Annotated in this window: 18 protein-coding genes and 1 pseudogene; 10 read left to right on the top strand and 9 right to left on the bottom strand. The window is 69.1% G+C overall.

The features are described 5' to 3' along the window. Positions 1 to 6: 6 nt before the first annotated feature. Both ACZ7MG_RS23500 and ACZ7MG_RS23495 read right to left on the bottom strand, forming a co-directional pair. Positions 7 to 1,101: a PASTA domain-containing protein gene (locus tag ACZ7MG_RS23500; RefSeq protein WP_471383119.1), complete on the bottom strand. Its 1,095-nt coding sequence runs from the start codon at positions 1,099 to 1,101 to the stop codon at positions 7 to 9. 110 nt (positions 1,102 to 1,211) lie between these two features. Then, positions 1,212 to 2,849, bottom strand: coding sequence for a hypothetical protein (locus ACZ7MG_RS23495; protein WP_471383117.1), 1,638 nt, complete (start codon positions 2,847 to 2,849; stop codon positions 1,212 to 1,214). Between the two features lie 604 nt (positions 2,850 to 3,453). Between ACZ7MG_RS23495 and ACZ7MG_RS23490 the strand changes: the two genes are divergently transcribed. The 5 genes from ACZ7MG_RS23490 (at position 3,454) to ACZ7MG_RS23470 (ending at position 10,207) form a co-directional block, all read left to right on the top strand. Continuing rightward, entirely contained in the window at positions 3,454 to 3,927 is a 474-nt protein-coding gene (locus ACZ7MG_RS23490) for a hypothetical protein (protein WP_471383115.1), read from the top strand. A gap of 17 nt (positions 3,928 to 3,944) precedes the next feature. Next, on the top strand, positions 3,945 to 5,405 hold the full coding sequence (locus ACZ7MG_RS23485; protein ID WP_471383113.1) for a hypothetical protein: 1,461 nt from the start codon (positions 3,945 to 3,947) through the stop codon (positions 5,403 to 5,405). After that, positions 5,402 to 5,956, top strand: coding sequence for a hypothetical protein (locus tag ACZ7MG_RS23480; RefSeq protein WP_471383111.1), 555 nt, complete (start codon positions 5,402 to 5,404; stop codon positions 5,954 to 5,956). The genes ACZ7MG_RS23485 and ACZ7MG_RS23480 overlap by 4 nt, the downstream gene beginning before the upstream one ends. 186 nt (positions 5,957 to 6,142) lie before the next feature. Continuing rightward, complete coding sequence (locus ACZ7MG_RS23475) at positions 6,143 to 8,470, top strand: DUF2786 domain-containing protein (RefSeq protein WP_471383109.1); 2,328 nt, start codon at positions 6,143 to 6,145, stop codon at positions 8,468 to 8,470. Between the two features lie 354 nt (positions 8,471 to 8,824). Next, positions 8,825 to 10,207 (top strand): endonuclease domain-containing protein, encoded by a 1,383-nt coding sequence (locus tag ACZ7MG_RS23470; protein ID WP_471383107.1) that lies wholly within the window; start codon positions 8,825 to 8,827, stop codon positions 10,205 to 10,207. 131 nt (positions 10,208 to 10,338) lie between these two features. Here ACZ7MG_RS23470 and ACZ7MG_RS23465 read toward each other — a convergent pair whose 3' ends face one another. After that, on the bottom strand, positions 10,339 to 10,992 hold the full coding sequence (locus tag ACZ7MG_RS23465; RefSeq protein ID WP_471383106.1) for a class I SAM-dependent methyltransferase: 654 nt from the start codon (positions 10,990 to 10,992) through the stop codon (positions 10,339 to 10,341). A 79-nt stretch (positions 10,993 to 11,071) separates the two neighbouring features. Beyond that, positions 11,072 to 11,572 (bottom strand): glycine-rich domain-containing protein, encoded by a 501-nt coding sequence (locus tag ACZ7MG_RS23460; protein ID WP_471383104.1) that lies wholly within the window; start codon positions 11,570 to 11,572, stop codon positions 11,072 to 11,074. Positions 11,573 to 11,929: 357 nt separating this feature from the next. On the opposite strand from ACZ7MG_RS23460, the gene ACZ7MG_RS23455 reads away from it, so the two are divergent. From ACZ7MG_RS23455 to ACZ7MG_RS23445, 3 genes are read left to right on the top strand one after another with little or no spacing between them, the layout of a single operon-like run. Further along, entirely contained in the window at positions 11,930 to 12,181 is a 252-nt protein-coding gene (locus ACZ7MG_RS23455) for a hypothetical protein (protein WP_471383102.1), read from the top strand. After that, on the top strand, positions 12,156 to 12,671 hold the full coding sequence (locus ACZ7MG_RS23450; RefSeq protein ID WP_471383100.1) for a DUF6879 family protein: 516 nt from the start codon (positions 12,156 to 12,158) through the stop codon (positions 12,669 to 12,671). The genes ACZ7MG_RS23455 and ACZ7MG_RS23450 overlap by 26 nt, the downstream gene beginning before the upstream one ends. 6 nt (positions 12,672 to 12,677) lie before the next feature. After that, positions 12,678 to 13,532, top strand: a complete 855-nt coding sequence (locus ACZ7MG_RS23445; RefSeq protein WP_471383099.1) for a DUF5753 domain-containing protein — start codon at positions 12,678 to 12,680, stop codon at positions 13,530 to 13,532. A 676-nt stretch (positions 13,533 to 14,208) separates the two neighbouring features. On the opposite strand, the gene ACZ7MG_RS23440 is transcribed toward ACZ7MG_RS23445, so the two are convergent. Continuing rightward, a complete protein-coding gene (locus ACZ7MG_RS23440) occupies positions 14,209 to 14,547 on the bottom strand; it encodes a hypothetical protein (RefSeq protein WP_471383097.1) in 339 nt (112 codons plus the stop codon). A 169-nt stretch (positions 14,548 to 14,716) separates the two neighbouring features. Next, positions 14,717 to 14,860 (bottom strand): hypothetical protein, encoded by a 144-nt coding sequence (locus ACZ7MG_RS23435; protein ID WP_471383095.1) that lies wholly within the window; start codon positions 14,858 to 14,860, stop codon positions 14,717 to 14,719. Between the two features lie 162 nt (positions 14,861 to 15,022). Between ACZ7MG_RS23435 and ACZ7MG_RS23430 the strand changes: the two are divergent. Together ACZ7MG_RS23430 and ACZ7MG_RS23425 are read left to right on the top strand one after the other, a co-directional pair. Next, positions 15,023 to 15,890: pseudogene (locus tag ACZ7MG_RS23430) on the top strand (helix-turn-helix domain-containing protein). Then, on the top strand, positions 15,887 to 16,072 hold the full coding sequence (locus ACZ7MG_RS23425; RefSeq protein ID WP_471383094.1) for a DUF397 domain-containing protein: 186 nt from the start codon (positions 15,887 to 15,889) through the stop codon (positions 16,070 to 16,072). Before ACZ7MG_RS23430 ends, ACZ7MG_RS23425 begins: the two are co-directional and overlap by 4 nt. Positions 16,073 to 16,135: 63 nt before the next feature. Here the strand turns inward: ACZ7MG_RS23425 and ACZ7MG_RS23420 are convergent, their stop codons facing one another. The 3 genes from ACZ7MG_RS23420 to ACZ7MG_RS23410 all read right to left on the bottom strand — a co-directional run bounded on the left by ACZ7MG_RS23420 (position 16,136) and on the right by ACZ7MG_RS23410 (position 25,647). Further along, positions 16,136 to 18,442, bottom strand: coding sequence for a competence protein CoiA family protein (locus ACZ7MG_RS23420; protein WP_471383092.1), 2,307 nt, complete (start codon positions 18,440 to 18,442; stop codon positions 16,136 to 16,138). A 120-nt stretch (positions 18,443 to 18,562) separates the two neighbouring features. After that, positions 18,563 to 22,696: an Eco57I restriction-modification methylase domain-containing protein gene (locus ACZ7MG_RS23415; protein WP_471383091.1), complete on the bottom strand. Its 4,134-nt coding sequence runs from the start codon at positions 22,694 to 22,696 to the stop codon at positions 18,563 to 18,565. Further along, positions 22,696 to 25,647 carry a helicase-related protein gene (locus ACZ7MG_RS23410; protein WP_471383089.1) on the bottom strand — a complete coding sequence of 984 codons (2,952 nt, stop codon included), beginning with the start codon at positions 25,645 to 25,647 and terminating at the stop codon, positions 22,696 to 22,698. The genes ACZ7MG_RS23415 and ACZ7MG_RS23410 overlap by 1 nt, the downstream gene beginning before the upstream one ends. Between the last annotated feature and the right edge of the window lie 16 nt (positions 25,648 to 25,663).

The following is a 25,663-nucleotide window of genomic DNA, read 5'->3' as shown; positions in this document are numbered from 1 at the left end:
GCGTGGTCAGGAGGAGCGCCAGCGGTTGCGGCCGTCCGAGCCGGGGCCGCAGACCATGGGGGTTCCCTTCTTGGTGACGCCGGTCGCGCCTTGCGGAGAGCAGTACGAGCCAGGGTGGACGGTGCCGATGCCACCGCCTCCGGTGGAGCCGCCGGACGAGGACGACGAGGAGCCGTCGTCGGCCGAACTGTCTTCCTCGGCAGTGTTGTTGTCGCTCTCGTAGTCGGGATCGTTGGCAGGGATCTTGTAGGTCGTGTCCTTGGCCGTGGGACAGTCCTGGACGAGGTCGGCGTCGGTCCACCGGCCCAGGTCGAGGCTGACCGTGGTGGTGGAGGTGACCTTGGCTCCCTCGTCCGGGGACTGGAAGCACACCCGCCACTCGTCGCCGTCCTCGGCGGCTTCATCAGCGGTGGGTGTGTCGAGGTCGAGGTAGACGTCGTCGAGCGTGACGCTGTCGAGGTCGATGCCGGCCTGCTGCAGATCCTTGGCGGCTGTGGTGTAGGTGGCACCGACGACATTCGGCATCTTCGGCCAGGGAAGCGGGCCGCCGTCCTTCTCGGGGCACGGTTCGTCGCTCTTGACGGCCGCGAAGTCGATGCTTTTCGCGGTGGTGTCGGCCTCCTGGAAGCACACCGTCCACAGGGACCGCATGATGATGGAGCGGTCGTTCGCGGCAGCGTCGTGGGAGCTGGTGGTGAACCCTGCGGAACGTGCCTCCTTCTCCGCCTCGTCCAGTGGCTTCCCGGTGTGGTCGGCGGCCTTGAGAGGCTTCGCGGGGGTCGGGGACGATGCGGCTTCGGCGCTCATCCCGCCGCCGTCCCGCGCCTTGGCGTCGGGCTGCTTCGTGCCGCTCTCGTCCAGCTGCCCGCCCAGGCCCGCGCCGACCGACAGCAGCACGAAGGCCCCGAACGTCGCGCCCAGCTTGGCGAACCAGCGCCACTTCGGCAGCACCCAGACCGCCACCATGGCGGCGATCATCATGACGAACCCGAGCCCGAAGCTGAACGCGCCGAGCAGCGCGACGAGGGCGAGGATGCCGAGCACGGCGGGGGTGGTCTTCCACCAAGGGCGGGGCGGGGCGGGGGCGTTGTAAGGGTTCACGTGACGCTGTGCTCCTCTGGTACGGATGTGGGGCGGCCCGGGCGTGGACTCGTGTGGTCCGGGGTCCGACGACCAGCCGGGGCGCGGGTCAGTCGTGGTGGGTGGTCGCGTCAGGTCAGGGTGTTGTTCAGATGCGGGCCCATGTAGCCGACGTAGATTCCGTGATCGGTACAGGCTCCGTCGTAGTAGTGCAGACGCGGCGCGATGGTGTTGCCTCCGCCGATCCGCAGATGGGCGCCCATGAACAGCTTGCCGTCGGGATGCACGTGGCGGGGTACGGGGAACGTGCGCGCCCGGCTCCAGTCACCGTTGGCCTTGACGGACTTCGACTCGTCTCTGACGACCTTGCGGGGTGAGATCACGTGCGCTCCCTCGGGCGCGTCCGCACACCACTGCTTGAAGTCGCTGTTCGCCCTGCCGTGCGCGACGGCTTCCGCGAAGTCCTGGAGTGCCAGCAGGGAGTCCCAGGCCATGCGGACCCATGACGAACCGTAGGCCTGGTCGTCGAGTTCCAAGGTGTACTTGCGCCGGCCGCTGAAGTGAACGCGTCGCATGCCCTCGACCCGGTCCAGGATCTCGGCGAAGGATGTGGGCGCCTCCACCGAGGGGTCCACCGTCCTGTACGCCTGCTCGGCGGCGCCCAGCCTCAGGAGTTCTTTCTGCAGTTCCCGTATCTGTGCCTTGGCCCGGTGGAGTTCCTTGTACTGCTCGTCGTAGTCGACGACGACCTGGGCCTCGTTGTTCTCCGCCTGACGCAGTTCCCGCTTGAGGTCACGGATCTCGTCCGCTCTGACCCGCTGTTCGCGTGCCGCCTCTTCCAGGATCTCGTGCAGGGCGTCGTTCTCGTCGCGCAGCCGCTCCTGTTCGGAACCGCCGATCCCGTCCCTGGCCCGTGTGCGCATGAGTGGCACCGAATCCAGGGCGTCGGGCAGCGGCAGACGGGTGGCGAGTCCCTGCGGGAGGTGGTTCAGGAGGCGGGCGGCCAGGCGAGGGTTCTCGGCGATCAGCCGTTTCGACATCACACGATGCCGCTGGCCGTCGGCCGGCCAGGCGGGGTCGACGCCGGGCAGGTAGGTGCGGATCCCCCCGTTGTACACGCGGTGATGTTCCATCGCCCGGTTGAAGACAGACTCGGCCCCTGGGGTGAGTACGTAGAGGATCGCCAACCCCACCAGGGGCCGGACGAGTGGGTCGATCGTCCCCTCCAGCCAGGCGTCGAAGTCGACGTCGTACGGCGTGCTCGCCATGACGACGGGGAGGCGTCGGTCGGCGTCGCACAGTTCGTCTATGACCGCCTCGACATCCTCTGCCTCGACGACCTGGGGCATGGCCGTCACGTCCGCAAGGCCGTCGTGTGTGTCGAGTGCCTCCAGCAGGTGTCTCGCGAGCCGGGGTGTCTTGGCGGGGACGGGGGCCGCGTCGGCGTCGTCGGGAAGGTGCTCGACGTCGAGTTGGACCCAGGTCGGCCCGTCGGCGATCTGCCGCGTCACGACGGTGGTCTGCCAGGTGCCGCCGGGCGCGGTCTCCCGGAGCCGCCATCGTCCGTAGGCGCCGGTGACACCCGTGACGGAGTCGTGGTCGAGTGTGACTCCGTGGGCTATCTCGTTCCGGCCTTCGGCCAATGCGGCGACGTTGTAGCGCTTGGGCGGTTGAGTGAGCCATTGGCGCAGCTGCTCGTCGACCAGAGCACCGGTCCGCACGTAGCCGGTCCGGCTGGTGACCACCATGCGGTAGCGGCGGGCGTCCATCAAGATGCTCCTCACGCGTGCGGTTGCTCGGGGTCGATCACGTCGTGCATGACTTCGCCGGGGGGCACTCCGGCTTCCTCCGCAACGGTGGGGGACCCCGGAAGCCCTTCACCGTGCGGCGGAGGTCTCAAGGTGACGCGCGGGGACGCTGAGTCGTCGGTGATCCGAGCATGACGGAAGTTTGTTAGCGCCGTCAACGGACTTGTGTGAACTCGCGACGGTAGGATCGTGTACGCGTGTTCGAGGGCTGCGTCCGGAACGCGCCTGGACCCGGTGAACGAGTGGCCACTGTTGTGGCGGAGGGTCTGGTGGATCTCGATTGTGATCACGCCGGTGGCGAGGCGTGCGGCGCGGACATGACGGCACGTCGGGACTATGTATGCAGCATGGGCGTGGCATCATCGTGTTAGCAACGTCAACGCACTTATTCCAGCTCGGAACTTGCCGGTACGTGCGCACGGTGATCGGGGCGAGTGCGGATTCGGTGGGTGGGCTCCGAAGGGGCGTTTCGGCTCTGGTGAGGCGTACGACGCCAGCAACTCCGTTCGTGATCGGAACAGTTGCTAACGTGGCCAGGGAGGCGGCGAGCGGAACGGGGGAGACGATGACGTTCGGTGAAGAGTGGGCGCGGCTGGTCTCGGAGGCACAGCAGCGTCAGCCCGTGGGGATGCGGCTCAACCAGCTGGAGCCGGGATCTGCCGGTGCCGGCAAGGATCTGGTGGTCACGCAGGACGATCTCGGGGCGGTGGGTCATGAGGCGTTCCTGCTCCACGGAGAGCTGCACGAGAAAGCGGACATCGTGGGTGCGGGCGCCGACAAGAACGGAGAAGGGTCGACCGCGCGGGCGGCCCGGGAGTTCGCGGAGCGGAACATGACCATGGGCGGCGAGCTGTACACCACGCTGTCGGTGTGGGACTCGCAGGTGAAGACCGTCCTGCAGATGTGCGCGCACATCTCCAACCACCTCGACTACTCGAAGAAGCTGCACCACAACGAGGACGCGGCGATCGCGGCCGCCATCCGCGGCCGGGACGGGACCGCCATGCCGGTTTCCGAGATCTCCAAGTACGTGCGCTGACGGGGAGGTCGCACACGATGGGCGCGCTCGCCTATTCCGATCTCATCGCGCTGGACCTCGGCAGGCTGAACACGGCCGTGACCGACTGGGAGACGATGGTCGGGCACCTGGCCAAACTGCGGACCGATGCCAGGGACGGGCTGCTGAAGAAGTCCGAAGGAGCCCGTTGGCAGGGTGTCAACGCAACGGTCACCAAGGACTTCGTGCGCAGTGCCGCAAAGGAGTTCGACGATCTTTTCAAGGAGGCGCAGAGCGTACGCAACGTGCTCGCCGACGCCCACGCCGAGCTCTCGCAGATCCAGAAGCGCGCCAAGGCCCTGACCGAGGAGGCCCGTAAGGGGGATGCGGGCCCCAACCCCGACGCCGAACACGGCCTGCTCGTGATGGACGGTGGGAACGGGACGGTGAAAGTGATCGAGGCGGTGTGCGACGTGGAGGGAACCTCCCAGCGCACCAAGGACAGGATGCAGTGGTACGCCGACACCCTCACCGGCCTGGTCGCCCACGCCGCCGAGATCGACGCCGCGGTCACCCGAGCCCTGCGAAAGTCCCACGGCGGCGACCCGCACAACGCCGGCCACGCCACGTACACCTCGCTCGACGAGGACCAGCTGCCGCGTGCGATGAGGCTCGCCTCGCTCGGCGAGGACGCGAACGCCCAGCAGCGAGCGGAGCTGCGGCGGCTGTGGCAGTCGTTGAGCCCGGAGGCGCGGGGGCAGATGTGGGCGAGACACAGGGACGACCTTCTCGCCGCCGGGCTCCTCATGCCCGCGTCGAAGCGCATCGCCGCGGACTCGGGGGCGGGTGCGTACGGCGTCGAGTCCCCCACCGCACGCGACCAGTGGATCCAGGCCCAGGCGGTGGCGATGTCCAACGCCGGCGACTTCGTGGGGAACACCGACGCCGCTTCCCACATGGATCACTATCTGCGCGGGCTCGGAACCCCGGTGGACCTGGACGTGGACCGGATGCTCACGGACGACGCGATGTTGCGGCAGACCGCTGAGTACGCCATCGAGGACGAGCAGGAGAGGTGGCGCGAGCAGGCTCTCGCCGAGTTCGAGAAGTCGGGTGGGCAGCCCGTGGCGTTCCCGGTGGAGACTTCGCCGCAGGGCTACACCCACAGCGATCGCAACTGGTACCTGGCCGTCGGCAGCGGTATGACGAACACGTCGGGCACGGTCACGGTCGTGCCGGGCGAGAACGGCGAGCCCAGGATCAGTCTCGACTACCAGGTGAACGTGTGGGATCGGTACAACTGGGACCCCGGCAAGACAACACCCATCGGTCCGACCGAAGTGACCGATGCCGACATGGCCCGGCTGCACACCACAGGTCTGGCCAGAGAGTTCGACATGCGAGGCAGCGGATCGGTGCAACACCACGACCTGAGTTCGAACGGCAGCCTGCCCGCTCCCGAGGCCCCAGGGCGGGACGGGACGCGCAGCGATCCCGGGCGGAACGGGGACGCCCGATGACGCGGCCCCTCCACCGGCCCCGCGGAAAGCGTGTCGTCCTCGCCGCCGGAGCGGTGGCCGCCCTCTGCCTGACCGGCCCGGCCCTCACCGCCTGTTCGGCCACGGCCGAGTCGGGTGCGGCAGAGTCCGGCGCGGCCGACCGGACGGGTGGGGTTCCGGAATGGGACGACAAGGCCACCCCGACGACGGTCAGCCGGCAGCTGAACATCGACCTTCCGCCCAAGGCCACCGACACGCGTGCCGCACGTCAGAACGGCTTCCAGGACGACGGGCTGCTGCTGGTCTTCACCCTCCCCACCTCCGGCGTGGACGCTTTCGTGGAACAGCTCGGTCCCGAGAGGGAGCTGAGGCTGCGCGACGAGCCCCGCGAGAGTGTCGCGAAGCCCATGACTCCCTTCTCCCATCTCGGGCTCCCCGAACCGGAGTCGCTGTCGGACGTGCGCGAAGGGCAGGTCTGTGCCCCGTGTGCCGGTGACGTGAACTCCCTGACCATCGCGGTGCACAGGCTGGGCGGCAGCGAAAGCCGGGTCTACCTCAGGGCAGTCGATTGATGGGCCGTCTTCGGTGACCTTCCGCCCGACTCCTCGTCGTACATCGTCGCGGTGGTCGCGGCGGTGAGGCGGTCGCCCCCGGGAGTCGGAACACTCCTGCACGAAGGCTTCCGGGCCGACAGCCCTGCTTCGCTTGCCCCCGGTCGGCCTTCCTAGGATGTCCTTTCGTATCCGGGAGGGGATCACATGACAGTGAGCGGTACGGACGGGCTGTCGGAGCAGGAGTTCCGGCAGGCGCGAGGGGACTGGTTGGAGATCAGGGCCGGGGACCTCGCCGCCCTGTTGGAGACCGCCGAACCCCGGCTGCACGAGTTACTTCCCACCGATCTCGGCGACCGGAACCTGGTCGCCGCGGTGACGGTCGCGCGGGTCGCCGCGGACGAGGCGCGAGCCCAGCCCGTGGCCGAGACGGTCCGCTGGTTGGAGCGGTTGATCCCCAGGGGGCACCTGTACGACCTGGAGGGAGCCGTACGCGAACTCCGGTCCCAGCTCGCGACCAGCGGTGAGCCCGCTCTCTGGTCGTGGAACGCCGAGGGCTGGGAGGAGATGCTGCGGTGGCGGTGGAGGTGGAACCAGCCCGCCACTGACGACCTGTCACGTGCCCGTGCGGAATGGCGGGTCCGCTGGTCGGCGGACATCCCGGGGATGGGAGACATCGACTGGCCGGAGCGCGCGCCGCGCCGCCATGGACGACGGCTCGTCACGCCCGCGGAGTTCTTCGCCGACGAGCCCGAGCCGGTACGACTGCTGGTGCGGGGGGTGCTGGACGCACCCGACACGGCCGCCGGCGTCCAGGACGCCGTTCTGCTGCGGGAGGAGCATCTCCAAGGCGCCGGGCACTTGATGTGGCTGGCCGAGCAGCAGGCGTGCGTCGAACAGCTCGAAGCGTGGCGCCGCAGGCAGCAGGCCACGGGCTCGGAAGCCACCCGGGCGTTCCTCGCGGAGCTGTCCGAAGCGGTCAAGCGATACATGTCGCTCGTACTCCAGCCGGTCGTGGACGCCCTCTCCGCATGCGAGCGTGCCCTGCTCGGGGACAGCAAGCACGGCGCGCGGCGCTCCGCCGCCGACTACCTGGACGCGTTCCTCGACGCGTTGGAACAGCCGGACGCGGAGGCCTGGCGGGACGACCGGCTGAGCGCGGACGTCGAACAGCAGGCGCGCGTACGCGACCAGTTGGGCGAGAAGACCTGGCACGGCATGCTCGGCACGGTCCCCGTCTGGTACCGGGTCGTCTCCTCCCGGGAGGAGCGGGCGGCGGCGCTGGCCTACTCGGGGAAGCCGGCGAGGTCGGTCCTCCAGGTCAGGACCGGCGCGGCGACCCAGAGCCTGCTGTCCGACCTGTTCGGATTCGAGGGCTCGGGGGACGCGCACGAGGAGTGGTATCCCGCACCCGGCATCGAGATCGAGTACGCCCCGGACAGCGCCTTCGACCTGTGCGCGCTGCTCGCCGTCGCCCAACTCGGCCACGCTCGGCTGGAGTTCCTGACGCCACTCGGTGACGGCCGCTTCCAGCGGCTGCGTTCTGTCCGGGCGCGGGTCCGCGAGGACGACACCGGAGCCTGGCGGCGCTGGGCGCTCGAAGTCCTGTCGGAGCTGGTCCCCGACCCGGAGGATCTGGCCGACCTGATCGCCCGGGAGGACGAGGACGACACGGATGAGAGCGACGCGGCGGACGACCGTACCCGCGCCGACGGCGACCGCGTGTCGCCCGACTCCGGTGCGACCCCGTCCGTCCCGGGGCGTGCCGCCCGCGAGGCGCTGCCGGAGTCACTGCTCATCAAGGTCAGGTCACTGCTGCGGAAGGCGGAGAACAGCGGGGCCACCGAGGAGGAGGCGCGCGCCTACCTGGACAAGGCCACCGAGCTCATGGCCAAGTACGGCATCGAGCAGGCCATGCTCGACGACGCCGTGACCGAGCCCGAGCGGCCCGTGGACCGGATCGTCGATCTGTACCCGCCCTACGTCAAGGAAGGGCGCCGGCTGCTCGCCAGGATCGGCTACGAGATGCGCTGCCGGTCCGTCTACCCCGGCGGCAAGGACAACCGCCACCGCGTCCACCTCTTCGGTTTCGAGGCCGACCTCCAGGCCACCGAGGTGCTGTTCGCGAGCCTCCGCTTGCAGATGCTGGAGGGCGCTGACCGGGCGGACCGCCGACACCGCCCGGCGGGCGAGGACGCCCGCGCCTACAAGCGTTCCTGGATGCTCGGCTTCATCCGCGAGGTGACGGCCCGCATCGGCGCCGCCCAGCGGGCCGCGAGGGCCGCCGCCGAGGAGGGAATCGAAGCGGACGGGGACAGGACGAGCGGCCGCAGTGTCGCGCTGGTCCTCGCCGACCGGACGACGGTGGTCGAGGCGCGCCTCGCCGCCCAGTACCCGAAGCTGAACAAGACCCGTCCGACGAAGTTCAAGGGCACCGGCTACTGGCAAGGGGTCGCCGACGGGCGTGAGGCCGACATCGGGGGTCCGGCCTTCGACTCCGACGAGGAGGACCAGCTCACGCAACTCGCGTACTGAACTCCTGCGTCGAGCGATCCGCAAGGCCCGTGGGCCGGGGGAAGACCTCGGCCCACACACCACTGAGGCCGCTGTCGCCGACCGGGAAGCCTGTGGTGGGTCAGCGCGGTACTGAACCGATCCACGCCGTCGCCTGCTCCGGTGTGGCACGGGTGTCGACGCCGAGGACGTGAATGATGCCCAACAGGTCTTCGGGGCCGCGCACCTGGAGCGTCCTCTGGGCGTGACTGCCTCCTCGCTTCGGGGCTGCCGATTTCGGCCCGGGCGGTCTTGCCGCTTGGCGGGTACGGCTCCAGGCACCGGCGGTCGGTGCTCGGAAGCCCGTTGCCGCGTCGGCGCCGTTAGCCTGTCGGTATGTCGGAGCGTGTCATGCCCGGTCGCACGGACGGCCTGATCACCCTGGGTGCCGCGGACGCTCTGTGGGTCGATCTGACGGCCGACAGTGCTGTGCCGACGGCTTCTGGGGCATTCACCTGCTCTCCTTCCCATGCGCAGGTGGGGTACGTCCTGCTCGGCGGCCATGTGGTGGCGACGGTGAGGGCGAGCGGCGGTCAGTGGAGTGTCCCGGAGGGTGAGGTGCGCCGGGCGGCCGCGGAACTGAACGCGGTGGGGGTGGACCGGCGGGACCTGGTCCGCATCGGTCCGTTTCGTGGGGCGCCGAGGCGGGAGCGCGACGAGGAGACGCCGCTGCGTTGGCGTCGGCGCATCACGGGGGAACTGCGGGAGCCGGGCGGCCCCGAGCGGGCGGCCCGACGTGACCTCGTCGGCCAGCCGTACCTTCTCGCGGGGATCGACTGGCGACAGATGCTCGTGGAGCGGACCCGCGACGGGACGCAGCGGACGTGGTGGCTGCCGCGCGCCGTGGTCAGGCTGCTCGACGCGGCCGAGCACGCCGAAGCGCAGTGGGTGCAAGCGGCACGGCCCCCCCGGGCAGGCGCAGCCGCCACCGAGCCGCCCTCCCACCCCCGGCGGACCCGAGACGCCGACGGTCGGCAAGACGCCGACGGTGGGCAAGACGCCGACGGTCGGCAGACGACGAGCCCCGAGGGCCCCACCGCCTCACCACGCCCGTACAACGCGGAGCTGGAAGGTCAGCTGTACTCGGTGCTCAGCAGGAAGCCCGGTACCTCCGGCAGGGTGGCCGGGTGGGCGTGCGCCGTCTGCCGCGACGCGCCCGCCACCGTGCTCGACCACTGCCACGAACACGGCTACGTCCGCGCCCCTGTCTGCCAGTCCTGCAACACACTGGAACGTCCCGACCACCTGTACAGCAAAGACATCCGGGTGGCGAACCGCTATACACGCCTCTTCCACACCGACACCGACGACTGGCTCCGCCACTGGCACCGCTGCCCCGGCTGCCGCGCCTGCACCACCCTGCCCCTGCCGCACCTCGCCGCATGGACCGCCCACACAGCCTGCCGATCGCTGCGCCCGACCCACCGGGCCCCGCGCGGGCGCACGCCGTGCGGTGTCCTGCGCGTGTCCTGGACGGGCAGTCAGCACACGCCCCGTTCCTGCCTGCTCACGGTCGCCGTCGACTGCTGCCCCTCCGGCGAGCACCGTGTCCTGGCGCGAGTCCCCTACCGCGAAGCCGCCGAGCGGTTTCGCATATGGCTGGCCGAGACGGCCCCTGCCGTGGCCGCCGCAGCCGGTCCTGACCGCGTGGACGGCCTCCCCGCCCAGCGCCGGCCAGTCATCGCGGACACCAGCGGCGAGGGCCTGGCACGGTTCTGACCGGGCACCGGGAGACCTGACACCCCAACGTCACTCCGCAGCCACGGCCAGGGGCATTCCGTGGGCCATGAGGTGGCCCCGGTCGGCTACGTCGGCTACGAAGGACACCGGCCGGGGCCGTGACGCGACTGTCAGGCACGGGCCTGGACGACGAGGGTGCCGATGTGCCCGGCTTTCGGGGCATCCACCACCGTCGCCTCAGCGGACGTGAAACCAGCTCGGAGCAGGTGCCGCTCCCACACTGCGGGCTTGTAGCTGTACCGGTACGTGAACATGGCCTTCCCCGCGAACCCGCCCTTGTACATGCCCTGCGGCCCGTAGGCGCCCGGGATGGCCGGCGGCTGGGAGAACACGAAGACGCCGCCGGGGGTGAGGTGCTGGTGGACGAGGGGGAAGAGGCGGGAGGGGTCGGTGAACCAGACCGCGCCGAAGATGGAGTACACGGCGTCGTACCGCCCCTCGTCGGCGGCGAGCCAATCGAGGATCTCCCCCTGCTCGATTCGCACCCCGAGCGGCGCCCACCTCTCACCCGCGAGCGCCACCATGTGCGGCGACAGGTCGACCCCGGTGGCCTTGACGCCTTGTCGTGCGAGGTGGGCGAGGGCGCGGCCGGTGCCGCATCCGATCTCCAGCACGGTCTTCGGGCCGCCGAGGAGTTCGGGGCCGGGGCCGTGGCCGGCGTACTGGGTCCAGCAGAACGACGGCCCGGCGTCGTCCTTGAACGCGGACTCGGCGTAGGCGTCCCACAGTTCGGTCTCGGCGGCGATGTCGTGCGGTACGGGCACAGCTGTTCCTCTGGTCGTCGGGATGCGGGAGCCCCCGCCCTCGGGGGAGCCGTGAGGGCGGGGGCGACTGTAGCCGGGGTCAGTGGCTGTCGGGGACCTTGTCGTCGCACGGTGAGCAGTCCCTGCCGTCGATGGCCCACAGCTCCTCGTCGACCGTCCAGCCCTGGGAACGGAGGAAGTCGCCCGTGCGCAGGCACAGGCCGTCGCGGCGGCGCTCGATGAACGGCGCGTGGTGCTTGAACCGGCCGCCGTTGTACAGGCGGCAGATGCCCCACCAGACGGGTGTGTCGAGGATGAGCTGGTGGACGCCGATGTCGACGAGCTTGCCGACGCCCAGGTGGACGTCGGGGTTCTCGGTGGAGCTCATGACGTACATGACGGCGTTGCCGAGGATCCGTTCGGCCATGTCGCGGACCATGGTGTGGTCGCGCAGGAGCAGGGAGACCTCGCGGTCCCACAGGCTCATGCCGGAGTCGAACACGTTGACGGTCAACTCGGTGATGTGCGGAGCGACCGCGTTGAGGAGTTCCTTCGGGTCCCGCGTGAGTGTCCTGGCGGGCTGTTCGAGTGTGACGGTCATTGACCTGCCCTTCTGGGGTGTCGTTGCCGTGCGGTGTGGTGCAACCCGCCCCGGCTGCTCGACCTGTCCAGGGTTGGGGAGCCGGGGTGGGAGTTCAGGGGAGTCACGAGGCCGGGAGGGGCGCCGGCCGCCGCTTCACAGTCGGCTGTGCCCGGGGTCTCTCGCGAGGCCCGCCGGATTCCGTCGTCCGGTCCGACCGTAGGGGACCCTCCATCGGCCAGGCCATGGAATTGCACTGAATTTCACGGCAGTTGTAGGGTGCAGGTTATGACCATCATGTGCTCTTGACTGAGCGCCGCATGCCCACGATCGTGGTGTAAATCGCTGCAACCAACCAGCGCCGGAGAGTCAGCCACCATGAACATTGAGTTCGTTGGGATCGACCCCGAGACAGACGAGGACGGATGCCCCACCGTCTGGGTGGACACCAGCACGGACGATCTGCTGATCCAGAGCTACCAGGCCGACGACGAGACGACCGCGGCATGCGACGCGTTGTCCCCGGCGAGGGCGCCGATCCCGTCCGGCGAGACTGTCATCAGGATCCCGGCCCGTATGATCCCGATCATCAGGAAGGCGTGCGATGAGCTCGATCCCGGAGTTCGCTGAACTCCTTGCCGACACCGAGCAGTCGGCCGCCCATCTGGAGATGAGGGACGCCTACTTCACCAACCCCCGCTTCGAAGCCTGGCAGGACGGCCGGCGCGTCGACTGGGACGAGCGGGGTTCCTGGTGGCGTCCCTACCATCAGAACATCGCGGACGCTGTCGCCCGCGGCGTGCACGTGCGGCGCGTCAGGATCGTGTCCGAGCCGGTCACCGACTACATCGCGTGGGAGCACTACCAGACCCGCGCCAACGTGGAAGCCGGCGAGGAGGTGCGCTGGCTCCCCCGGCACCGCGCGTGGGACCTGCTCGTCCCGGGCACGGATCTGTGGATCTTCGACGGGCGGCTGATCCGCGTCCACCACTTCTCCGGCGACGGCGAATGGGTCGGCAAGGAACTCCGTGACGAGCCCAGCACGGTCTCCCGGCACGCGGCCGCATTCGAACGGATCTGGGAACGGGCCACCCCCCACGACCAGTACGAGGTCAAGTAACCGTCCATGTCCACATTCCACACGTCCAGCGTGCAGGAAGCACGCGCGGCTCTCGCGGCCCGGCTGCGGGAGCTGCGCCTGGACGCGGGCATCACCGGCAAGGAACTCGCCCGTCTCGCAGGCTGGTCCGTCGCCAAGTCGTCGAGGATCGAGAACGCTGTCACCGCGCCGGCCGACGCCGACATCCGCGTCTGGTGTGCGGCCTGTGGCGCGCACGACCAGGCGGACGACCTCATCGCGGCCAACCGGCAGGCCGACTCCATGTACCTGCAGTGGAAGCGGCTCCAGCGGACGGGCATGAAGCAGTTGGCGGAGTCCTCGGCCAAGCTGTACGAGCGCACCCGCCACTTCCGCGTGTACGCCTCCCACGTCGTGCCCGGCTATCTGCAGACACCCGGCTACGCGACGGCGCTGATGCGCACGATCGCGGGCTTCCGCGGCACCCCGGACGACGTGGCCGACGCGGTCGAGGTCCGCATGCGCCGCGCCCGCGTCATCCACGAGGGAGAGCACCGCTTCGCGACGCTGGTCGAGGAGAACGTCCTCCATCATCGGGTAGGCGATCAGGACGTGATGGCCGGCCAGCTCGGCAATCTGCTTGCCGCGATGTCTCTGCCGTCCATGTCACTCGGCATCATTCCGGCCGCGGCCGCGCGGGAGGCGGTCATGTGGCCGTTGGAGCAGTTCACGGTGTTCGACGACTCGCGGATCCATGTGGAGTTGCTCGCCGCGAAGGTGACCGTCACGGCGCCGGGCGAACTGGACATGTACTTGCGGGCGTTCGCCCGGCTCACAGAACTGGCCGTGTACGGGGCTGATGCGCGGGCCTTGATTGTGAAGGCCATCGACACCCTGAACTGACCCCGGTTCTGGCCGCAGCACGCGGCCCCCAGAACCACTCTCTGGGGGCCGCGGCCGTGGCCCGTGCCTGCCAATCCCCCCGACCGCGGTATGCCTCGTGGGTGAGCGCCGTCCATGAACCTCCTGCGGAAGCCGCTACCGGTCGCGTGGACCGGTCCGGCAGCGCGGGCAGCGGCACGGGGGCCATGCGAGGGACACCGGTGGGAGGGCTGCCGGGCCAGGGGCGTACGTGGTCGGCTCCGCCACGGCGACCGGGTGCCCCGCGCCGTCGAGGCGGTAGGTGCCGATGGTGATGCGGGACCTGCCCGGTTTGGGAGGCGTTCCGACGTTCAACGCTCATCCCCCGACTCCCGGCAGCAGCACGCGCGGTGCTTCGGGATGTGACCGTGGGTCGTCACCGTGCCGCTGCCGCTGCCGCTGCCGCTGCCGCTGCCGCTGCCGCTCACCGCTCACCGCCCGTCGCCGGGGGACGAGGGCGGCAGCGACAGCACATCCGGCACGCGCGGGAAGTGGGGGGCACAGTCCTGGCACGCGTACACCGTGAAGCCGGGACCGGTTCCGTGGTGCACCACGGAGACGACGACCGGCGTAACGGTGATCGCGCAGCAACGCACACACATACGCACCGGCGTGCGTGTCCCACCTGGGACGGTCTCGGGGCGCTCGCTCTGCTCGTTCACCGGGCCACCGCCTCAGCGCCGACTACATGCCGGTCGAGGTCGATGCCGAAGTCCGCCGCCAGGACCATCGCGACACGACGCTGCCGCTGCCGCGCCCGCTCACACTCCCGCTCGGCGAGAACGACATACGGTCGGACCACAGCCGTTGCCTCACCGGGCAGCGGCTCTTCGCGCCCGTACGGCGAGCGCCGCACCGGCGGCCACGGCGCGGTCGCCTCCGGCGTAGGTGCGGGGGTCTGGCGGGCGGGGCGTGTGTCCGCCCTGCGTCTGCCGGTACCGGGCGCGAACACGCCCAGGATCCACAGCATGAGCGGGTGGATAATGCTCACTGTCATCAGCTCCTCAGCGGCTGGTGGCCATGCCCCCGGACGTTTGCAGCGTCGCGGGGGTCCTTACGTTCAGGGAGGGGTGGAGGCCGTACGGGAGGGGGACCGGCGTGGACCATGAGGGCGACGGGAACGGCCTAATCCAGGTCCAGCCACAGCGAAGCTCTTGGCGATCTGCTCACGCGCGTTCGGTGACAGCCGGTGGTACGGGCCAAGTGCGAAGTTCCTCGACGGCGCGCAACCGGGCGCCGCGGCGGGTGGAGGAGAGCCGCTGCGTGAACGTGCGTACGGTGGCGGCGGTTTGGGGCGTGATCGCGTTCATGGGGCCACGGTGATGGGCGCGAGGGGGTGCGTTCCAGCAGGACGGCCCGTACGCAGCGTCAGCGTACGGGCACATTCGGTGGACGGTACGGCGTCCCATCCGTCACTCTGGGTGCTGTTGATCGCGGGGACACAACACGCACGCACCTGGAGGTGGCCGCGTATGACCATCAGCGCGGACGAGAACGACACTGACCTGACGGTCTGCGAGGTGGAGCGGGAACCCGACCGTTCGGACAGTCTGAGGACATTCGGGGCCGTCCTTCAAGCCCTGCGCGAGCACGCGGGGCTCAGCCGAGCCGAGTTCGCCGAGTTGGTGCGGTACTCCAAACACACCGTCGAATCGGTGGAGTTGGGCAGGCGGATGCCGGACGAGTCCTTCGTCGAGCGCGCGGAGGAGGTCCTCGGCAACACGGGTGCGCTGCGGAAGTCGGCCCGATTCCTGACGCGGGGCGAGGCGGGACTGGCGGCGTGGTTCCGACGGTGGGCTCGGCTGGAGAAGATCGCGGTGAGCCTGTGTACGTACGAGTGCAGGCTGGTGCCGGGGTTGTTGCAGTCGGAGGGGTACGCGCGGGCGGTGTTCGAGAGCCACATTCCCCTGCTGACTGACGAGCAGTTGGAGGCCCAGGTTGTTGCTCGGCTGGAGCGGCAGATGATGCTGCGTGCGCGGCCGGATGTGCCGTTTAGCTTCATCGTGGAGGAGCACGTCTTCCGGCGCGGATTCGGCGAAGTGGAGATGATGCGGGAGCTGCTCGATCACGTACTGGAGCACAGCGCGCCGCGCAACGTGGTGCTCCAAGTCGTACCGCTGGAAGCCAGGTTGCATGCGTGTCTGGACGGCCCGTTGCAGCTCGTCGAAACCCCGGAGCGGAGGCGGCTCGCGTACGCCGAAGGGCAGGAGAACGGGCGGCTGATCGCTGACCCGAAACAGGTGAGCCTCTCTCCGGCAGCGCTATGACACACTGCGCTCGCAGGCCCTCAATCCCACAGACTCACGAGGCCTGTTGGAGCGACTGCGAGGAGAGCTATGAGCACGACGGAACTTGCCTGGTTCAAGTCCAGCTACAGCGGCAGTGCCGGCGACAGCTGTGTTGAGGTCGCCGTCGTCGAACAGGCCATCTGCGTACGGGACTCCAAGGACGTGTCGCGACCTCACTTTGTCGTCGGTCGCGAGCACTGGGCGCGGTTCGTAGCGTTCGCTGCCGAGGTCTGAGTGGGCGGGACTGCGCGCGGTCGGGCCTGACCGGCCTGACCGCGCGAGCGCACCGGGCCGGCGCTACGGGCTTGGGTCCGCTGCCTTGTCGTAGAAGGCGAACGCGTGCTCCTGCTCGGTCTTCCTCACTGTGCCGAGTTCGATCGGCCGCAGGCCGTGCGGTCTGCCGACCTGCTTCAGGATGTTGTCGAAATAGGGCACTGGCGTGTGGCCGGGGCCGATGACAAGCGCGGACAGGAGGACGCCGCCAGGGGCTGCCGTACGGTCCACGGCCACCAGGATCGCCTGACGGTCGCGTTCCTTGAAGTCCCCAGGTGCGTGGCCAGCGGCGGTAGCGAGAAACTGCCATCCGACGCACATCTTACGGTGGGCGGCGTCGATCAGAGCATTCCTCACGGCTGTCACGACTGCGCTGAAATCGAAGTCGCGGCTTCTGACGATTGAGTCGATGCTCGGCCCTCTGGGGGCGCGGCCTTTTGCCTTGGCCGCAGCCCATGCGTAGGCGCGGTCGCGTTCCACTTTCAACGCGTCGGCGGCCGTTGGTGCCGTCGCGGTTGGTCTCCAGCCCAGTTCACGCAAGACCGATTCGAACAGCGCGGTGGTGCGGCCCCCGTCCGCTTGGACAAGCGCCGACAGGACGGGCTTGTCGGAGCTCAGTGGCCAGTCCATGGCGGTGAGCAGGCGCGTGCGCTTCTCGGCCGAGACAGTGTTCGGACGGATACCCTGCCGTTTCAGCAGGTTCTCCCACTTGATCAGTCCATGCCCGATGGCCACGAGGTGGAGGTGCTCGCGGAAGCGCCCCACAAGGAATCTGTCGTCCCTGGCGGTCGTGTCGGCTTCCCCTGCGGGGATGGTGCTTGCCCGGCTTGCTACTGCGTACGCGGTGCGCATCTCGCGCTGATGGATTTCGTGAACCTTCGCGTCACTCAGTCCGGACTTCCAGCCGAGCCCGGCAAGGACCTCCGCGAAGAAAGGCGGCGGTGTGCCGAGCTGGTCGCCATACAGTTTGACGAGCGATGACAGCACAGGCTTCTGATCGGCGCGTGGGTGGTCCACGGAGATGAGGAGGCGCACTCGGTCGGCAGGAGTGAAGTCGCCGGAAGTGGCTCCAGCGTGGCTGACCAGTCTTTCCCAGTTGATGACGCCTCGGGACCGGGCCACTTGGGTCAGTCTGGCCCGGAAGAGGTCGACCATGGATTGTTCGTCGAGGAGTCCGTCGTTGCGGGGCTCCTTGATTTCCACCGGTGCTGAGAGAGGGCCTGCTGGGGCCACGGGCGGCAGAGTGGCAGTCGCCGGGCGAGGCTGGGGGACGGGCTTCGGAGGATGCAAGTCCGGCCAACGCGAATCAACGGTCTCCGCAAGGGGGGAGCATTCATCCGCTTCGATGAGCCAACTCGGCGCGTTTCCATGGTCAATGGGGAGCGGGTACAGGTGGGCGACACCGTCGATGACGTGGAGGCGATGAGGTAGAGGTTGGGCAGTCCGGTGAGGCAACGAGACTCGGGCGCGAATCCGTGCGAAGCCTCGCGGCTGGACATCGGCGTCGTAGAGGCGAGTGTCGTCGTCCGACGGGGAAACCTCGACCGATCCCGTGAACGCGATGGTTCCAGGGAGCAGAGGGAATGCTACGAGGGCCGACGCCAGGGTGGTGTCGGGGCTACCGGCTGTGTGCGCGAGCCTGGGCGTGATGATGCCGTGGTCGCCGAGATGGGCTTCGGTGAGAAGTACCCAGTCGACGGTGTGGTCTGTGAGTTGGGTGCCGACGTACACCTCTCGGGTGTGGCCCACGGTTCGGCACTCGAAGCGGATGGCGAGGCCGTGGTCGGCGACCTCATTGTGGGCAAGCCCGCTCCCCGGCCCGTACGTCCAGTGAACCCGCTTCTGCTTGGCGGAGTTCTGTTCGCGCGCGGTCTGCCACTCACGTAGTGGGAGTCGGTCCATCTGTACGCGGATCACACGGTGGCCGGAGTCGAAGCGGACCTCAACAGCTCCGCCCGGCCCTGACCCCAAGTCGACGTATTTGACCATGACGCGTCGCTGGCCCTGACGCCTCAGCCAGCGCTGAAGAGCCTGGCCGATGTACAGGTGGTCGGCGCTGTCCTCGCCGACCGCGGTTCGACGACAGTGGACAGGGGGTCGGTGGGCGAAGTGGCACTTCTTCACCTCGCTGCGGCGGACCGTGAGGACCTTGCCGCAGCCGCCGAGCAGGGTGCCGCAATAGAAGTCGTCGCGTCCCCGGCCATGCATGAACCGGTCGAAGTCTGTGTGGTCGTAGGGCAGGAACACCGGCCGGCCGGAGTCCGCGCCGCCCAGCACGGCGGTCTGTACCTTGCGGGTGTCGTACTCGTCGGGGAGAGGTATGGGGGCCATGGGCGGACTCCATGCGACGGGGAGTGGCGGGGATGCGGCGGAGCGCGGACGCGGCCGACTGGCGCTGTCCGCCCGCTTCTCCAGCGGCGGGGAGGCGGGCGGGATAGAGGCTGGGTGCCCTCAGGACTCAGGGTGGCGGGGGCCGTGGCCCGGGGGTGGGGTGAGCGTGGACGTGTAGATCTCGCCGTCCACGAGGGGGTTCTCCATGCTCAGCCCGGCTTTCGCCATGCGGTCGTATTCGGCCAGGACCAGGCGCTTGGTGCGGTACTCGCCGTACTTGGCGATCTCGTTGTGCTTGAGGCCGCCCTGCTTGTCAGTCTGGAAGGACTCCAGGATGTAGTCGGCGTCCTCGGCGGAGGCCCCGTAGAGGTGGAGGAAGTAGGCGTCCAGCTCGGCGCGGAGCTGGGCACGGCGGTCCTCGTTCCAGGTGAAGGGGGCGCCGGTGTCGCCAAGGTCTTCGGCGAGGGGCTCCATTTCCCAGGAGGTGTAGACGAGTTCCAGGGTTCGCGGGGTGAGGAAGCGCGTGTGGCGGGCCAAGTCGTCGGGGTGAGGGACGGGGAGCTGCTTCCAGGTCATCAGGGCCATGTGGATGCCGCCGACCTTCTGGCGGGCCACGAAGTCGAAGACCAGGGAACTCTGCGCGGCGACCATGGCAGCGGTCAGCGCGACGGGGCCGCTGGGAAGCATCAGCGGATAGGTGTGCCCGACGGCTACCTTCGGTAGGAACGCAGGGATGGCTGTCCGTTCATCCGTTGTGCGGGCGACGTCACGCCAACCGAGTAGCCAGTCCCGATCCCACCTCAACTCTTTGAGACGAACATCGACACCAGCGATGTGGACCTCCTTGCCCTTGCGTACGGTCGGGATAAGGCCACTCTGCTGGACCCAATTGCGAGGCAGAGTGACGCCGTGAGCGTCTTCCTTTTCCTCCAGTGGAACGCGTTCGTAGTCGTCGTTTCCCAGGCCGTAGAAGCGGTTCCAGCGGTGGTCGAAGAGGTGGGCCATCTTGCCCTCGTAGAGCGGCAGCATTCGCTCGCCATCCCGCATGAAGGCGTTCCCCTTCAGCTCCCAGCCGTCTGCCTCAAGCGTGACACGCTTGCCGAAGAGGTCGGAGTCGTCGGTGATGTTGAAGAAGTTCTTGAAGGTGATGTTCCACGGGTTGCCACTCTTCTGGCCCTCCTCCACCAGGACCGGAACCCGGCGCTGGATGGCAGCAGTCAGATCCGCGTCCTTCCGAGTGCGAAACACCGGCAGCGTCCCCGTGTTCGGGTTGATGAGCGCGATCTCCTCGGGCGACAGCGCGAACACGACCTTGCCATCGGCGAGTTCGTCAGGATGGCCGAGGAAGAAAGCGAAACGCGCAGCGGGCTCGGTAAGGCCGCGTCCCGTGAGTGAGATCAGTGCGAACTGGTAGCTGGGGTGCACTGCGGGAAACAGCCTTTCCCGCCTGCCGTTCTCAAAGTCGTACAGATGCTTAACCGCACCCCGCTGCGTCAGATCCTGGAAAAGGAACTGAGCGCCCGCCCCAGTGGCAATCTGCGTCGGCACAACCGTCCCGCAGCGCCCCTCAGGGGCCGTGACGGAAACGAACCGCTCGGTGAACAACTGGTCGGTCTGAAGCGAGTTGACGCCCTTGACCGACAGCCCCTTCCGCAGTTGCGGATACGCCCCCGAAGACCCCAGGAACAGGAACGACGACTTCACCCGCCGCCGCGCCGCGTGGTATCGCTCCCCCTCCTCGGGATGCTCAGCCGCCCACTCTGCGATGGCCGTCCGCCGGGCCGTCCCCGAGATCTCCGCGAGCGACGGCTCGACCACGCTGAAGTACTTCTTGTCCTCGAAGTCCACCTTGTCCCACGGCGGATTCCCCAACACACAGTCAAAGCCCCCCGCCCACCCGGTCACCGGGTCAACCCCCGCCGCCCCCGGATCATTTGGCACCCTGAAGACCTCGGGAAACTCCAGATACCAGTGGAAGAACCGGTACTCCTGGCTCAGCCGCACGATCTCCTTGTGCGTCTCCGGCAACGCACCCCCGTCCTCCTCCGTCGACTGGAGTGAGAGAAACACCCGCTGGGTCACCGGCGACGGCGCGTCCCCCGTCTTCTCCCACATGAACGCGGCGCACCACGCATCCGCGATGTGCAGGGCGTTGAGATAGGCAGGGGACTCGGCCCATTCCTTGTAGCGGTCCGCGAGCTTGCGGACCTGGCCGAGCTTCTCCGTCGGGGACGTGTCCAGAAGGTCCCGCAGCTCCGACGCGAAGGCCACGTTCGTCACGCTCACCGACTCGTCCAGCGCGGCGTCCAGCGTGACGATCCCCTGGTGTTCCTCCTTGTTGCGCTTCAGCCACTCGGTGGCGACCGGCTTCTCGTCGCCCTCGACCACCTTGAACGCCTGCTCCGGAATACCGCCCCGAAGGAGGGCCGGCGTCGCACCGATGAGCCCGTTGCCCCACTTGATGTGGGCGTCCAGGAAGCCCAGCGCCTTGCCCGGCTCCAACGCCTCCATCCACAACGACACCTTGGCCAGCTCCACAGCCATCGGGTTCAGGTCGACCCCGAACACGCACCGCGCGATGACCTCGTGCAGAGCCTCCCGCACACGCTCCGCCGTAGGCTCCGGCGTACGCTCCCGCACAGCCGCCACCCGCTTGGCGATACGGCGGGCCGCCGCGACCAGGAAGTGCCCGGAGCCACACGCCGGGTCACACACGGTCAGCGACAGCAGCTCGGCGACCACGGTCTCCCGGCCGTCGGCCTCCTTCGCCTCGGCGGCCTTCCGCTCGCCCCGCTGCTGTGCCGCGTCGATCACGGGGTCGAGCGTGGAGTCGAGGAGCACGTCGACCAGCGAACTCGGCGTGTAGTACGAGCCCGTCTTCTTGCGCTCGTTGCCCGCGCGGGGCACCAGCTTGAAGGCGCGGTCCTCGCGTTCGGGGACGAGGTCGAGGAGCGACTCGTAGATCGCGCCGAGTTCCTCGGCGTCGAGGGTGCGGTAGTCGACCGACCGCCAGCGCTGCGCCTGCGTGTCGCGGACGACGGCGAGGTGCCGTATGGCGGCCATCAGGTGTGAGTTGGCGAGTGACAGGCCGCGCAGCGGCGCGTCGGCCGGGGTGTCGTCGAAGAGGCCGCCGAGGCCGGGAAGGCCGAGTTCGGGGAGGCCTTCCTCCTTGCTGAGGGCGTCCAGGACCAGGCACAGAGCCTCGTACCGGTCGGAGTGAGACGTGCCCTGTCGACGGCGGGACTGCTCGCGCAGCCGGGCCGTGGAGAAGTAGTCGGCGTACCGCTTGCGGGCGTCGGCCGGCGTCTCCGGGGGGTGCAGGGCGTCGCGGTCCTCGGCGACGAAGACGAAGAGCAGGCGATAGGCCAGGCGCAGCAGTGCCTTGTGGTACTCGTCGCGGTCGAGGTTCTCGCGCAGGGCGCCGTTGTCCTTGTGGGCGAGGAAGCCCGTGCCCAGCTCCTCGATGGCGAGCTGCACGCCCACGCTGATGTCGTCGAGGAAGCGCGCGCCGAGCCGGATCGCGGCGTCCCGCCACACCTCCAGCCAGCAGGTCCACTGTGTGCGGCCCTCGCGGCCCTCGAAGCGGGAGGCGTGGAGAAGCCGGTACAGGACCACGAACTCGCTGAACAGCTCGCCGTCGAAGATCGCCTCCAGGTCGAACTCGACGTACGCGGCGGTGGCCAGCGCGTTCGAGTCGCGGAGGAGTCGGAGTTGACGGCCGTTGGTGAGCAGGGCCCACAGATGGGGCTCGGTGCGGTTGAGGGCTTCCTGGAGAAGCGACTGGGGAGCCGGGGAGCCCGCGCCCTGGTGCTTGTCCGGCTTCACGTTCCAGGCGGTCACGTGCACGAGGGTGTCGTCGCGGCGGTGGCTGACCGGGAACTTCTTGGTCTCGTCGTCAGCGGCCTTGATTCCCTCCGCGCCCACGGGCGTGAGGTGGCCGAAGCCGAGCGCCTCGAAGAGCGGCTCCACCCAGTTGGCGCGGGCGTACCCGGTGCTGTCGAGAGGGACCTCCTGCTCAGGTGCTGCTGGCAGCTTCACGCGCAGCTCGCGCCAGAGTGACTTGAGGTTGTCCCAGTGGCGCTCCGCCTCGTCGCGCACCGAACGGGAGCCGGGGATACGGTAGTCGGCGGAGGCGAGGCCCTTGAGGTCCTTGGTCGACTTGCCCTCGGAGATCCGTACCAGCATGTCGGCCGGGATCAGACCCCCGACCGTGTGGACGGCGGTGAACACCTGGTGGCGGGTGGTGGCGGACATCAGGCGGACGCTCCAGTGGCGGTGCCGGGGGCGGCGGGGGTGAGGGGCAGGTAGACGTACGCGCCGAGGACGTCGGCGTGCTCCTGGGCGGTGACGGACAGGCCTCGGACGATCTCGCCGGAGGCCTGGCGGACCCGGCGGTGGGAGGCGTCGAGCTCGGCCGCCAGTTCCTTGCCGTAGGCGTCCACATGGCCCTGGACGGCGGAGAGCCCGGTGATGAGGCGGGACATGGTGTTCTCGCTGTACTGCCGGTCCGTGCTGATGGCCGCCTTCGCGTCGAGCAGCGCCCGTGCCCGCTTCTGAGAGAGCCACTGCGCCTTCCTCGTGGAGCCCTCGAAGGCCAGCAGGCGGGCGTCCTCGGCGACCAGCTGCCGCTCCCCGTTGCGGGACGGCAGGGTGAGGTGGAAGCGGTAGCGGACCAGGAGCAGCGTCGTCATCGTGGTGACCGCGTCCGTCGTCACCACGCCGCAGCGGCGGGCCGGGCGCGCCCCCTCGACCCGGGTGTCCAGGGCGGCGTTGAGGACGTGGGAGGCGAGGGCGCCCACGACCGGGTCCGTGCGGACCAGGGCCGCCTCGCCGCGTGCCACCGCCGGGTCCGCACGGAACGGGATCGGGTGGTCCTTCTCGATGACGTCCGCGCCGACGGTCGGCGCGAGGGCGTCCTGGAGACCGATGGGAGTGCCGCCGACCTGGGCCGTGAAGTCCTCGCCGGCCTCGCGGAGCACCGCGCCGAGGGCGCCCAGGGACTGCCGTGCGAACGTGTCGATCTCGCCGGTGCCGCCCAGTGCCTCGCGGACCGAGGCGACCTCGCGGGCCACCTCCTGCGGACGTACGGACCGCTGGGCGAACCGCGAGCGCGACGCCTTCTCGCGTTCGGCCGCGGAGTTCCAGTCGTTCTCCACCTTGGCCGCCACGTCCTCGAAGGCGTCGGAGCCGAAGAGGGTGTCCTGCTGCCCCTCACGGCCGCGCAGCAGCAGCCACTCGACGATCGCGTCCGTGACTCCTGTCGACGTCTCGTCGGGCACGGAGACGGAGATGCCCAGGTCCTTCTTGATCTGGCGGTGTTTCCTGATGAGGACTTCGAGGACCTTGCCGTCGATGCCGTTGTCGTCGCCGTAGACCGTGATGACACGGACCTGGTCCTTGCGCTGGCCGTAGCGGTCGACACGGCCCTCGCGCTGGTCGTGCCGGGTCGGGTTCCAGGCGAGGTCGTAATGGACGACGGCGTCGAAGTGATGCTGGAGGTTGACGCCCTCGGAGAGACAGTCGGTGGCGATCAGGACGCGGCGGGCGGCGGCGTCCTCACCGGCCTCCTCGGCGAGCTGCTCGATGCGCTCGATACGTTGCTGCGGGGAGAGCGTGCCGGTGACCGCCTTCACGACGGTCCGCGCGCCGAGCGGGCCGCGCTTGCCGGACTCCTTGTCGTTCTCCAGATGGTCGGCGAGGTACTCGGCCGTCGGGATGTAGCGGCAGAACACGATCGGGTTGTGACCGTCCGCGAGCAGTGCCCTGAGATGTTTGATGAGCGCCTTGAGCTTCAGGTCTTGGGCCGGGCCCTCCAGGGCCTTCGCCCTGACGGCCAGCCGGCCCAGCGGGGAGTCGTCGTCCTCCGTCTCCGTGGTCTCCGCGCCCGGCGCGACGTCCATGCCCTCCATCGCGTCACTGTCGGCCGCGTCGCTGTTCAGCGGCGCGCCGAGCTTGTCCGCCTCCTCGGCGGACGCGGCGATGGCCGCCGCCGAGCGGGTACGCAGGGTCTGCGCGGCGGCGCGCGGGGACGACACGAGGGAGCGGAACAGCGCGATCGCCGACCACCAGGCGATGCGCGCCTCGCGCTTGCCCTGGGCACCGGCCTCCTCGACGCGCTCACTCGCGTACGCGATCGCGTCGTCGAGCAGGGCCCGATACTCGGGGGAGAGCTTGTACTTCTCGTCCTTGAAGTAGCGGTCCGAGGGGAACGCGGTCCGCTCGGCGAGCGAGTCGTCCTCCAGCCCGTCCTCCGTGGTGAGGTACTGACGGACATCCGCCCGCTTGCGCGCCACGAAGTGCTGCGCGAGCTGCTTCCGGCCCGCCTCCGACTCCAGGCTCACGCGGGCGAGTTCCGGCTTCACCAGACCGAGGAGGTTGCGGAACGCGGACTCCTTGCCGCTGTGCGGCGTCGCCGTCACCAGCACCAGATGCCGGGTCTCGTCCTCCGAGACCCGGCGCAGCAGCTCGTAGCGCAGCTGGTTCTGCGCGGTCGACGACGTGTCGTCGGCGGCCACGCACGTGTGCGCCTCGTCGACGATCACCAGGTCGGGGCAGTGCCGGACGAAGTCGTCGCGGTGGCGTGGGGACTTGATGAAGTCCGTCGAGATGATCACGTGCGGGTACTTGTCGAAGAGGGACTGGCCCAGGTCCAGGCCCCGTTCGAGACGGGTGACCGTGGAGGAGAGGACCAGCTCCGCGTCGATCCCGAACTTGGTGCGCAGCTCCTGCTGCCACTGCTCGGCCAGTGCGGGGGAGCAGAGCACGGCCAGGCCCGTCGCCTCGCCCTGTGCGAGAAGCTCCTTGGCGATCAGCCCGGCCTCGATGGTCTTGCCGATACCGACGTCGTCGGAGATCAGCATCCTCACCGTCTTCTGGCGCAGCGCCATCAGCAGCGGGACCAGCTGGTACGCGCGCGGCTCCACCGCGATACCGGCCAGCGAGCGGAACGGGCCCGCGCCGGAACGGAAGCCGACGCGCAGCGCCGTCCGCAGCAGACCCGCCGCGCGCTGGTCACCGAGGTCGGACGGCTCCGGCGGCGCGAACCGGGCCTCCTTGACCGTCTCGAACGGGAGCACGGCCGCGATGTCGTCGTCCGAGCCGCCCAACGGGCGCAGGACCAGCAGATCGGGCTTGCTCTCGGGGAGGACCACCCATTCGCGGCCACGGGCCTTCACCAGGGCGCCAGCCGAATAGTTGAATGCCATGTCAGTCGTCAATCCT

This window comes from Streptomyces sp. NPDC107538, assembly GCF_055657445.1.
The sequence above is the reverse complement of the archived record's forward strand: the minus strand, read 5'-3'. Positions and strand labels throughout refer to the sequence as shown.

Excerpts from the sequence above, each read along its gene's own strand:
- ACZ7MG_RS23450 (WP_471383100.1), top strand. The coding sequence starts at position 12,156 with ATGAGCTCGATCCCGGAGTTCGCTGAACTCCTTGCCGACACCGAGCAG.
- ACZ7MG_RS23425 (WP_471383094.1), top strand. The coding sequence starts at position 15,887 with ATGAGCACGACGGAACTTGCCTGGTTCAAGTCCAGCTACAGCGGCAGT.
- ACZ7MG_RS23415 (WP_471383091.1), bottom strand. The coding sequence starts at position 22,696 with ATGTCCGCCACCACCCGCCACCAGGTGTTCACCGCCGTCCACACGGTC.
- ACZ7MG_RS23445 (WP_471383099.1), top strand. The coding sequence starts at position 12,678 with ATGTCCACATTCCACACGTCCAGCGTGCAGGAAGCACGCGCGGCTCTC.
- ACZ7MG_RS23460 (WP_471383104.1), bottom strand. The coding sequence starts at position 11,572 with ATGACCGTCACACTCGAACAGCCCGCCAGGACACTCACGCGGGACCCG.
- ACZ7MG_RS23470 (WP_471383107.1), top strand. The coding sequence starts at position 8,825 with ATGTCGGAGCGTGTCATGCCCGGTCGCACGGACGGCCTGATCACCCTG.
- ACZ7MG_RS23495 (WP_471383117.1), bottom strand. The coding sequence starts at position 2,849 with ATGGACGCCCGCCGCTACCGCATGGTGGTCACCAGCCGGACCGGCTAC.
- ACZ7MG_RS23420 (WP_471383092.1), bottom strand. The coding sequence starts at position 18,442 with ATGGCCCCCATACCTCTCCCCGACGAGTACGACACCCGCAAGGTACAG.
- ACZ7MG_RS23480 (WP_471383111.1), top strand. The coding sequence starts at position 5,402 with ATGACGCGGCCCCTCCACCGGCCCCGCGGAAAGCGTGTCGTCCTCGCC.
- ACZ7MG_RS23475 (WP_471383109.1), top strand. The coding sequence starts at position 6,143 with ATGACAGTGAGCGGTACGGACGGGCTGTCGGAGCAGGAGTTCCGGCAG.
- ACZ7MG_RS23440 (WP_471383097.1), bottom strand. The coding sequence starts at position 14,547 with ATGACAGTGAGCATTATCCACCCGCTCATGCTGTGGATCCTGGGCGTG.
- ACZ7MG_RS23490 (WP_471383115.1), top strand. The coding sequence starts at position 3,454 with ATGACGTTCGGTGAAGAGTGGGCGCGGCTGGTCTCGGAGGCACAGCAG.
- ACZ7MG_RS23455 (WP_471383102.1), top strand. The coding sequence starts at position 11,930 with ATGAACATTGAGTTCGTTGGGATCGACCCCGAGACAGACGAGGACGGA.
- ACZ7MG_RS23435 (WP_471383095.1), bottom strand. The coding sequence starts at position 14,860 with ATGAACGCGATCACGCCCCAAACCGCCGCCACCGTACGCACGTTCACG.
- ACZ7MG_RS23410 (WP_471383089.1), bottom strand. The coding sequence starts at position 25,647 with ATGGCATTCAACTATTCGGCTGGCGCCCTGGTGAAGGCCCGTGGCCGC.
- ACZ7MG_RS23485 (WP_471383113.1), top strand. The coding sequence starts at position 3,945 with ATGGGCGCGCTCGCCTATTCCGATCTCATCGCGCTGGACCTCGGCAGG.